Annotated in this window: 7 protein-coding genes; 3 read left to right on the top strand and 4 right to left on the bottom strand. The window is 66.0% G+C overall.

What is annotated here, in order from left to right:
• Positions 1–313: 313 nt before the first annotated feature.
• The 3 genes from ARC63_RS03110 to ARC63_RS03100 form a co-directional block, all read right to left on the bottom strand.
• The gene (locus ARC63_RS03110) at positions 314–928 is read right to left on the bottom strand and encodes an RluA family pseudouridine synthase (protein ID WP_057502487.1); all 615 of its coding nucleotides are present in this window, start codon (positions 926–928) and stop codon (positions 314–316) included.
• 122 nt (positions 929–1,050) lie between these two features.
• Complete coding sequence (locus tag ARC63_RS03105) at positions 1,051–2,037, bottom strand: malate dehydrogenase (RefSeq protein ID WP_004153634.1); 987 nt, start codon at positions 2,035–2,037, stop codon at positions 1,051–1,053.
• A gap of 118 nt (positions 2,038–2,155) precedes the next feature.
• Positions 2,156–2,647, bottom strand: coding sequence for a peptidylprolyl isomerase (locus ARC63_RS03100; protein WP_004153629.1), 492 nt, complete (start codon positions 2,645–2,647; stop codon positions 2,156–2,158).
• 273 nt (positions 2,648–2,920) lie between these two features.
• On the opposite strand from ARC63_RS03100, the gene typA reads away from it, so the two are divergent.
• Genes typA through ARC63_RS03080 form a run of 3 tightly spaced genes read left to right on the top strand, consistent with a single transcriptional unit; the run spans position 2,921 to position 6,911 of the window.
• The gene (gene typA, locus ARC63_RS03090; RefSeq protein ID WP_010483969.1) at positions 2,921–4,768 is read left to right on the top strand and encodes a translational GTPase TypA; all 1,848 of its coding nucleotides are present in this window, start codon (positions 2,921–2,923) and stop codon (positions 4,766–4,768) included.
• 11 nt (positions 4,769–4,779) lie between these two features.
• Entirely contained in the window at positions 4,780–5,247 is a 468-nt protein-coding gene (locus tag ARC63_RS03085; protein ID WP_005408223.1) for a DUF2127 domain-containing protein, read from the top strand.
• A gap of 41 nt (positions 5,248–5,288) precedes the next feature.
• On the top strand, positions 5,289–6,911 hold the full coding sequence (locus tag ARC63_RS03080) for an amidase (protein ID WP_057502485.1): 1,623 nt from the start codon (positions 5,289–5,291) through the stop codon (positions 6,909–6,911).
• A 72-nt stretch (positions 6,912–6,983) separates the two neighbouring features.
• Here the strand turns inward: ARC63_RS03080 and ARC63_RS03075 are convergent, their stop codons facing one another.
• Positions 6,984–8,171: a mechanosensitive ion channel family protein gene (locus ARC63_RS03075; protein ID WP_265330694.1), complete on the bottom strand. Its 1,188-nt coding sequence runs from the start codon at positions 8,169–8,171 to the stop codon at positions 6,984–6,986.
• Between the last annotated feature and the right edge of the window lie 404 nt (positions 8,172–8,575).

Below are 8,575 nucleotides of genomic sequence, written 5' to 3'. Positions count from 1 at the left end.
CCCGCTTTCGATCCCCCGGCTCCGTTCTGGGGGCGGGGAGGGCTTGCAGCCCTGCACCTGCCGAAGCTTTCAGGAAACAGCAACAGCAACGTCAAAAACAAAAGCGGCATTCCGCGGTGGTGGGGGGGCACTGTGGGTGTGCGGGGTGTGAGCGGCATGGATGCCGCGACCAAGCCCCCATGGATGGGTTCACGGAGTCCCCGCACACCCACAGTGCCCCGCCATCCCGCGGAATGCCGCTTTAGTTTTTGACGTTGCTGTTGCTGTTGCCTGAAAGCTTCGGCAGGTGCAGGGCTGCAAGCCCTGCCGGCCCCTAGAACGGAGCCGCGGACTCGAACGCGAGCGCCTCGCCCGTCAGCGGATGCGTAAACCGCAGGCTGCGCGCATGCAGATGCACGCGTTGCGCCGGTGCCGCGTCATACAGCACATCGCCGACGATCGGATGGCCAAGGCTGGCCATGTGCAGGCGCAGCTGATGGCTGCGGCCGGTGATCGGTTCCAGTTCCACGCGCGTGCGCTGCGCTTCAACATCACGAGCCAACACGCGCCAACGCGTCAGCGCCGGCTTGCCGCGCTCATGGTCGACCATCTGCTTCGGCCGGTTCGGCCAGTCCACGATCAATGGCAGGTCCACTTCGCCGGCATCACCCTCGAGCAGCCCCTGCACCACCGCTTCATACCGCTTGCCGACCTGGCGCCGCTCGAACTGCATCGACAGCGCCGCCTGCATGTCCTTGCCACGCGCATGCAGCAGCAGCCCGGAGGTCACCTGATCCAAGCGGTGCACGGTCAACGAATCCGGGTACAGCGCCTGCAGGCGCCCGACCACGCAGTCCTGGTTCTCGGCGCTGCGGCCAGGCACGGACAGCAGGCCGGCCGGCTTCTCGGCCACCAACAGCGCGTCATCGATGTAATGCAGGTGGATCATGCGGTTCCAGGAATTCCAAACGAAAACGGGGAAGCCGAAGCCTCCCCGCTTTCTGCGTACCGACCAACGGTCGATACCCGCCTTGATGGAAGAGGTACCGGCCGGAGCCGGTACCGCCTGCATCAACCCAGCAGGTGGGCGACGCCGGCGCGCTCTTCTTCCAGCTCGGCCAGGGTCTTGTCGATGTACTTCTGGCTGAAGTCGTCGATCGGCAGATCCTTGACCAGGGTGTACTTGCCGTTCTCGGTGGTCACTGCGAAGCCGAAGATCACGCCTTCCGGAATGCCGTAGGAACCGTCGGACGGCACGCCCATGGTGACCCACTTGCCGTTGCTGCCCAGCACCCAGTCACGCACATGGTCGATGGCAGCGTTGGCGGCCGAAGCAGCCGAGGACGAGCCACGGGCTTCGATGATCGCCGCGCCGCGCTTGCCCACGGTCGGGATGAAGGTGTTGGCGTTCCACTCCTGGTCGTTGATCGCATCGGCGATCGATGCGCCATCGGCGGTGGCGAAACGGTAATCCGGGTACATGGTCGGGCTGTGGTTGCCCCACACGACCAGCTTCTCCATGCCACCGACCGGCTTGCCCAGCTTGGTCGACAGCTGGCTCAGCGCGCGGTTGTGGTCCAGGCGCAGCATGGCGGTGAAGTTTTCCGGCTTCAGGTCCGGCGCCGACTTCATGGCGATGTAGGCGTTGGTGTTGGCCGGGTTGCCGACCACCAGCACCTTCACGTCACGGCTGGCGACCTTGTTCAGCGCTGCGCCCTGGGCGGTGAAGATCTTGGCGTTTTCCAGCAGCAGGTCCTTGCGCTCCATGCCCGGGCCACGCGGACGTGCGCCGACCAGCAGGGCGATGTCGGCGTCCTTGAACGCGACTTCGGCGTCATCGGTGCCGACCATGCCGGCCAGCAGCGGGAAGGCGCAGTCTTCCAGCTCCATCATCACGCCCTTCAGGGCGGCCTGGGCCTTGTCGACCGGCAGTTCCAGCAGCTGCAGGATGACCGGCTGGTCCTTGCCCAGCATTTCGCCGGAGGCGATGCGGAACAGCAGGGCATAACCGATCTGGCCGGCGGCGCCGGTCACGGCAACACGAACGGGTGCTTTCATGGGGGTTTCCTCTTGCTTGCAAGCGTTTGATGGGACGCCGCGGGCGTGGCCACGCTGGCCTGGCGGGCGGCGGGGAACAGGGAAACGGCCACCCGTGGGTGGCCGTTTCGAAGGGGGATCAGGCGGCGAGGTGCTTGTTCCACTCCGCGACGCGCTCGGCCTGGGCGGCCAGCACGGCGTCGACGTCGCCTTCCAGGGTGATCGAATGGATCACGTCGCCCTGCTTGACCGAATCGACGATGGCCTGGCCTTCCAGGACCTTGCCGAAGACGGTGTGGCGGCCGTCCAGCCAGTCGGTCTTGATGTGGGTGATGAAGAACTGGCTGCCGTTGGTGTTCGGGCCGGCGTTGGCCATCGACAGCGAGCCGACCTCGTGCTTCACGCCATTCTTCTCGTCTTCGAACTTGTAGCCCGGGCCGCCGGTGCCACGACCCTGCGGGCAGCCGCCCTGGATCATGAAGTCGGCGATCACGCGGTGGAAGATCAGGCCGTCATAGAAACCGTGCTTGACCAGGTTCACGAAGTTGGCCACGGTCAGCGGCGCCTTGTCGGCGAACAGCTCGACCTTGATCGGGCCCTGGGTGGTGTCGAAAGTGGCGATGAGGGACATGAAGATCCTTGATGCAGAGGGGAACGCGTCTAGCCACCTAGTTTACACCTGCCTCGTGGCGGCGGCGGCTTCGACCATGGGCGCAGATCCGGGCTTCAGCCGCCGGCGGGGGAGCGCCACACAACGGTCCTGGCGGCCTCCGCCGCCGCTGCGGACAGTCAGCTGAATGGGCCCCATGACCGGCGTGAAATCCACCTTTTCGCGAATCGTCAAGTTCGACGTATAATGTTGGACTTCTTTTTCCAAATCCGGCGCCGACTGGCCCCCTTTCGTATGTCCATCGAAAATCTTCGCAACATCGCCATCGTCGCCCACGTCGACCATGGCAAGACCACCCTGGTCGACCAGCTGCTGAAGCAGTCCGGCACCCTGTCCGAGCGCACCGTCCTCGCCGAGCGCGTGATGGACAGCAACGACCAGGAAAAGGAACGCGGCATCACCATCCTGGCCAAGAACACCGCCATCACCTGGGAAGACAAGAAGACCGGCATCAAGAACCGGATCAACATCGTCGACACCCCCGGCCACGCCGACTTCGGTGGTGAGGTCGAGCGCGTGCTGTCGATGGTCGACACCGTGCTGATCCTGGTCGATGCGATGGACGGCCCGATGCCGCAGACCCGCTTCGTGACCCAGAAGGCCTTCGCGATGGGCTTCAAGCCGATCGTCGTGGTCAACAAGGTCGACCGTCCGGGCGCCCGTCCGGAATGGGTGATCGACCAGGTCTTCGACCTGTTCGACAAGCTCGGCGCGACCAACGAGCAGCTGGACTTCCCGATCGTCTACGCCTCGGGCCTGAACGGCTACGCCGGCCTGGAAGACACCGTGCGCGACGGCGACATGACCCCGCTGTACGAAGCGATCATGCAGCACGCGCCGCGTCCGGAAGTGGACCCGGAAGGCCCGTTCCAGATGCGCATCAGCCAGCTGGACTACAACAACTTCGTGGGCGTGATCGGCATCGGCCGCATCCAGCGCGGCACCCTGAAGAAGAACATGCAGGTCGCGGTCATCGACCGTGAAGGCAAGAAGCGCAACGGCAAGGTGCTGCAGGTGCTGGGCTTCATGGGCCTGGAGCGCATCGAGCAGGATTCGGCCGAGGCCGGCGACATCGTGGCCATCTCCGGCATCCAGGAGCTGACCATCTCCGACACCATCTGCGCGCCGGACTTCCCGGAAGCCCTGCCGGCGCTGACCGTCGACGAGCCGACCATCTCGATGACCTTCCAGGTCAACAACTCGCCGTTCGCCGGCAACAAGGACCTGTCCGGTGGCAAGTTCCTGACCAGCCGCCAGATCAAGGACCGCCTGGACCGTGAAAAGGTCCACAACGTGGCCCTGAAGGTCGAGCAGCTGGAAGACGCTGACAAGTTCCTGGTCTCCGGCCGTGGCGAACTGCACCTGTCGGTGCTGATCGAGAACATGCGTCGCGAAGGCTACGAGCTGGCCGTGTCGCGCCCGGAAGTGATCATCAAGGAAATCGACGGCCAGATGATGGAGCCGATCGAGCAGCTGGTGGTGGACATCGAAGAAATCCACCAGGGCGGCGTGATGGAAAAGCTGGGCACCCGCAAGGGCCAGCTGAAGAACATGGAATCGGACGGCAAGGGCCGCGTGCGCCTGGAATACTCGATCCCGGCCCGTGGCCTGATCGGCTTCCAGAACGAGTTCAAGACCCTGACCCAGGGTTCGGGCCTGCTGTTCCACGTGTTCGACCACTACGGTCCGAAGGAACAGGGCGCGATTGCCAAGCGCATCAACGGCGTGATGATCGCCAATGCGCCGGGCACCACGCCCGCCTACTCGCTGGGCCCGCTGCAGGAACGCGGCAAGCTGTTCGCAGCTGAAGGCGACAACGTGTATGAAGGTCAGCTGGTCGGCATCCACTCCAAGGACAACGACCTGACCGTCAACGCGATCAAGACCAAGCCGCTGACCAACATGCGCGCTTCGGGCAAGGACGATGCGATCCAGCTGACCCCGGCGATCAAGTACTCGCTGGAACAGGCCCTGGACTTCATCGAAGACGACGAGCTGGTCGAGATCACCCCGAAGGAGATCCGTCTGCGCAAGAAGTTCCTGACCGAAAGCGACCGCAAGAAGGCTTCGCGCGGCGGCTGAGCCAGCACCCCGTGAACCAGAGCGGCTACAACCCGGATCCACACCGGCATCCGGGTCTCCATGTCATCGCCCTGCTCGAAGCGAGCAAGGCGATGCTGGCGCTGTTGGCCGCCACCGGGCTGGAAGTGCTCGGACCGCAGCCGCTACGGCACGGCATCATGGCCCTGATCCGGCGTTTCAGCCTGGATCCGGACCATGGCACCCTGCCCTCGCTGCTGCACATGATCAGCCCCGACGCGGTCCACCTGGCCGCGGCGGGGATGATCGGCTACGGCCTGCTGCACCTGGTTGAGGCCTGGGGCCTGTGGCGGGCCAAGGCCTGGGCTTCCTGGCTGGGCTGCCTGACCGCCGCCCTGTACCTGCCGTTCGACATCTTCGCGATCATCCGCCATCCCGGCTGGCCGTCGTGGACGATCCTGGCGATCAACCTGATCGTGGTCTACGTCCTCGCCCGCGACCTGCGCAAGCGTCACCGCTGAGCACCCGCTACACTGGGGATTGGAGCCGACCAAGCCGCCCCATGCGCCCGTCCTTGCCGCCTCTGCTGACCTGCCTGCTCGCCGCGCTGCCGGCGCTGCTTTCGGCTGGCTGCAGCCCGGCCACGCCCAGCGCGCATGCGGCCGAACCTGCGAGCCGCAACGTGCCGTTCCCGTACGCCGAAACCGATGTTGCCGACCTGCAGGCGCGAATGTCCGCCGGTGAACTGGACAGCACCACCCTGACCCAGGCCTACCTGCAGCGCATCGCCGCCCTGGACCGCACCGGGCCGCGCCTGCGCGCAGTGATCGAGCTCAACCCCGATGCCCTGAAGGAAGCCGCCGCGCGCGACCGCGAGCGCCGCGAAGGACGCCTGCGCGGCCCGCTGCATGGCATCCCGCTGCTGCTGAAGGACAACATCAACGCCGCGCCGATGGCCACCAGCGCCGGCTCACTGGCCCTGCAGGGCTTCCGTCCGGACGATGCCTACCTGGTGCGCCGGCTGCGCGAAGCCGGTGCGGTGGTGCTGGGCAAGACCAATCTGAGCGAATGGGCCAATTTCCGCGGCAATGACTCCATCTCCGGCTGGAGCGCGCGCGGTGGCCAGACCCGCAATCCCTATCGGCTGAGTCATTCGCCCTGCGGCTCCAGCAGCGGCAGCGCGGTGGCCGTGGCCGCCAACCTCGCCAGCGTGGCGATCGGTACCGAGACCGATGGCAGCATCGTCTGCCCGGCGGCGATCAACGGCGTGGTCGGCCTGAAGCCAACCGTCGGCCTGGTCAGCCGCGACGGCATCATCCCGATCTCCTTCAGCCAGGACACTGCCGGGCCGATGGCACGCAGCGTCGCCGACGCTGCCGCCGTGCTGACCGCGATCGCCGGCCGCGATGATGCCGACCCGGCCACCGCGACCATGCCCGGCCGCGCGGTCTACGACTACACCGCACGCCTGGACCCGCAGGGCCTGCGCGGCAAACGCATCGGCCTGCTGCAGACGCCGCTGCTGAAGTACCGCGGCATGCCGCCGCTGATCGATCAGGCAGCGACCGAGCTGCGTCGCGCTGGTGCCGTCGTGGTCCCCGTCGAGTTGCCCAACCAGGGCGCCTGGGCCGAAGCCGAGCGCACGCTGCTGCTGTACGAATTCAAGGCCGGGCTGGAGCGCTACTTCAGCACCCACCGCGCGCCGTTGCGCAGCCTGGCCGAACTGATTGCCTTCAACCAGGCGCACAGCAAGCAGGAACTGGGCCTGTTCGGCCAGGAGCTGCTGGTAGAGGCCGATGCCACTGCTGGCCTGGCAGACCCGGCCTACATCCGCGCACGCAGTGAAGCCCGCCGCCTGGCCGGCCCGGAAGGCATCGACGCCGCCCTCGCCGCCCACCAGCTCGACGCGCTGGTCGCACCCACCACCGGTGTGGCGTGGCCGATCCGCAGCGAAGGCGACGACTTCCCCGGCGAGAGCTACAGCGCCGCTGCCGTCGCTGGTTACCCCAGCCTGACCGTGCCGATGGGCCAGATCGATGGCCTGCCAGTCGGCCTGCTGTTCATGGGCACCGCCTGGAGCGAGCCGAAGCTGATCGAAATGGCCTACGCCTACGAGCAGCGCACCCGCGCACGGCGCCCGCCGCACTTCGATACCGATGCATTGATCGACGCAGGCGAGCCCTGATCGTGTTTCTGTAGAGCCGAGCCCACGCTCGGCTTCACCGGAAAATCGAAAGCGGCCGAGCATGGCCCGGCTCTACAGAGGCTGGTCAGGCTCCGCCGGCACGATCGCCGCTTCACCATCCTCCGCGCCAGGCGAACGCACATCCGCGGTGCGCGCACGTGGGCCGCGCGGCATATCCAGCTCGTCTTCGTGTTGCAGCCGCGCACGCACCTGCGGCAGCGACTGCGGATGCTCACGCGCGAGGAAGTCGAGCATGCGCTCGCGCACCAGGCAACGCAGGTCGAAGGCATCACCGGAGCTGCGCGCGCTGACCAGCAGTCGCACCTGGATCGCACGCTCGCTGGTCTCGGTCACCTGGGTCACGCAGACCCGGCCATCCCACAGCGCTTCGCCACGACAGATGCGCTCCAGTTCGGCGCGGATCGCCGCGATCGGCGCCCGGTAGTCCAGCCACAGAAACGCGGTGCCGAGCAGATCGGCGCTGCGCCGCGTCCAGTTCTGGAACGGGTTCTCGATGAACCAGGTCAACGGCACCACCATCCGCCGCTCATCCCAGATGCGCACCACCACGTAGCTGCTGCCGATCTCCTCGATGCGGCCCCATTCGCCTTCGACGATCACCACGTCATCCAGGCGGATCGGCTGCGTCACTGCAATCTGCAGGCCAGCGATCAGGTTGCCGAACACCGGCTTGGCCGCGATACCGGCCACCAGACCGATCAGGCCCGCCGAGGCCAGCAGCGCGGTACCGATCTTCTGCACCATCGGGAAGGTCAGCAGCACCAACGACGCGCCCAGCACGACGATGCCGCCCATCAGCACACGGCTGAGCACCCGCGTCTGGGTCTGGATGCGGCGCGCTTCCAGGTTGTCGGAGACATCGATGGGATGGCTGCGCAGGATCGCGCGCTCACCGGCCGCCACCGCGCGTACAAGCAACCAGATGAAGCACGCGGTCAGCGCGATGTGCAGCACATGCTGCAGATTGCCCAGCAACGGATCCTGCAGCGGTGTGGCCTGCAACGCGGGAATCAACAGCAGCAGCGGCCATGCAGTGGCCATCGGAAGCCCGAGCACACGGCCGATGCGGGCGCGCCGTCGATCACGCCCCTTCAGCCGATGGTAGATCCACAGGATCAGCCACGCGCCGATGCCACCCACTACTGCTGCCAATCCCAACGGCCATGCGTAGGCCTGTGCGCTTTGCCAGTGCACTGTTGCCACCTCCACTCGAACAGCCAAGCAGACAGCCTCGCGCATGGGGCATGAGCGTCACGTCAGTCGTTCGTAAGCAGGGTGTTGATCGGCAGGGCTTGCAGCCCTGCACCTGCTGTAGCGCCGGCCGCTGGCCGGCAACCTCAACAGCAACAGCAACAGCAGAAGCGTGTTTCCTCTGGGATGGCGGGGTGGGTCCGGTTGCGGGAGACGCCGTGAACCCATCCATGGGGGCTTGGCCGCGGCATCCATGCCGCGGACACTCCCGCAACCGGACCCACCCCGCCTTCGACAGATTCCTGCGATCTGTTGGAAATGCTATTGGGGTCAGATCCGTTTTCCTCCGGAAAACGGATCTGACCCCAGATTGAATTTCGATATCTGACAGAGATTCATCCACGCATGGCGTGGATCTACTGGCCACCGGTCAACTGTCGAAGGCGGGGCAC

The sequence above is a fragment of the Stenotrophomonas geniculata ATCC 19374 = JCM 13324 genome (genome assembly GCF_001431625.1).
In the GTDB taxonomy this organism is placed as follows: domain Bacteria; phylum Pseudomonadota; class Gammaproteobacteria; order Xanthomonadales; family Xanthomonadaceae; genus Stenotrophomonas; species Stenotrophomonas geniculata.
The sequence above is the reverse complement of the archived record's forward strand: the minus strand, read 5'-3'. Positions and strand labels throughout refer to the sequence as shown.

What these genes read in the sequence shown, in the direction of transcription:
- ARC63_RS03080 (WP_057502485.1), top strand. Translation starts at nt 5,289, where the DNA reads ATGCGCCCGTCCTTGCCGCCTCTGCTGACCTGCCTGCTCGCCGCGCTG.
- ARC63_RS03110 (WP_057502487.1), bottom strand. Translation starts at nt 928, where the DNA reads ATGATCCACCTGCATTACATCGATGACGCGCTGTTGGTGGCCGAGAAG.
- ARC63_RS03100 (WP_004153629.1), bottom strand. Translation starts at nt 2,647, where the DNA reads ATGTCCCTCATCGCCACTTTCGACACCACCCAGGGCCCGATCAAGGTC.
- typA (WP_010483969.1), top strand. Translation starts at nt 2,921, where the DNA reads ATGTCCATCGAAAATCTTCGCAACATCGCCATCGTCGCCCACGTCGAC.
- ARC63_RS03075 (WP_265330694.1), bottom strand. Translation starts at nt 8,171, where the DNA reads ATGCGCGAGGCTGTCTGCTTGGCTGTTCGAGTGGAGGTGGCAACAGTG.
- ARC63_RS03105 (WP_004153634.1), bottom strand. Translation starts at nt 2,037, where the DNA reads ATGAAAGCACCCGTTCGTGTTGCCGTGACCGGCGCCGCCGGCCAGATC.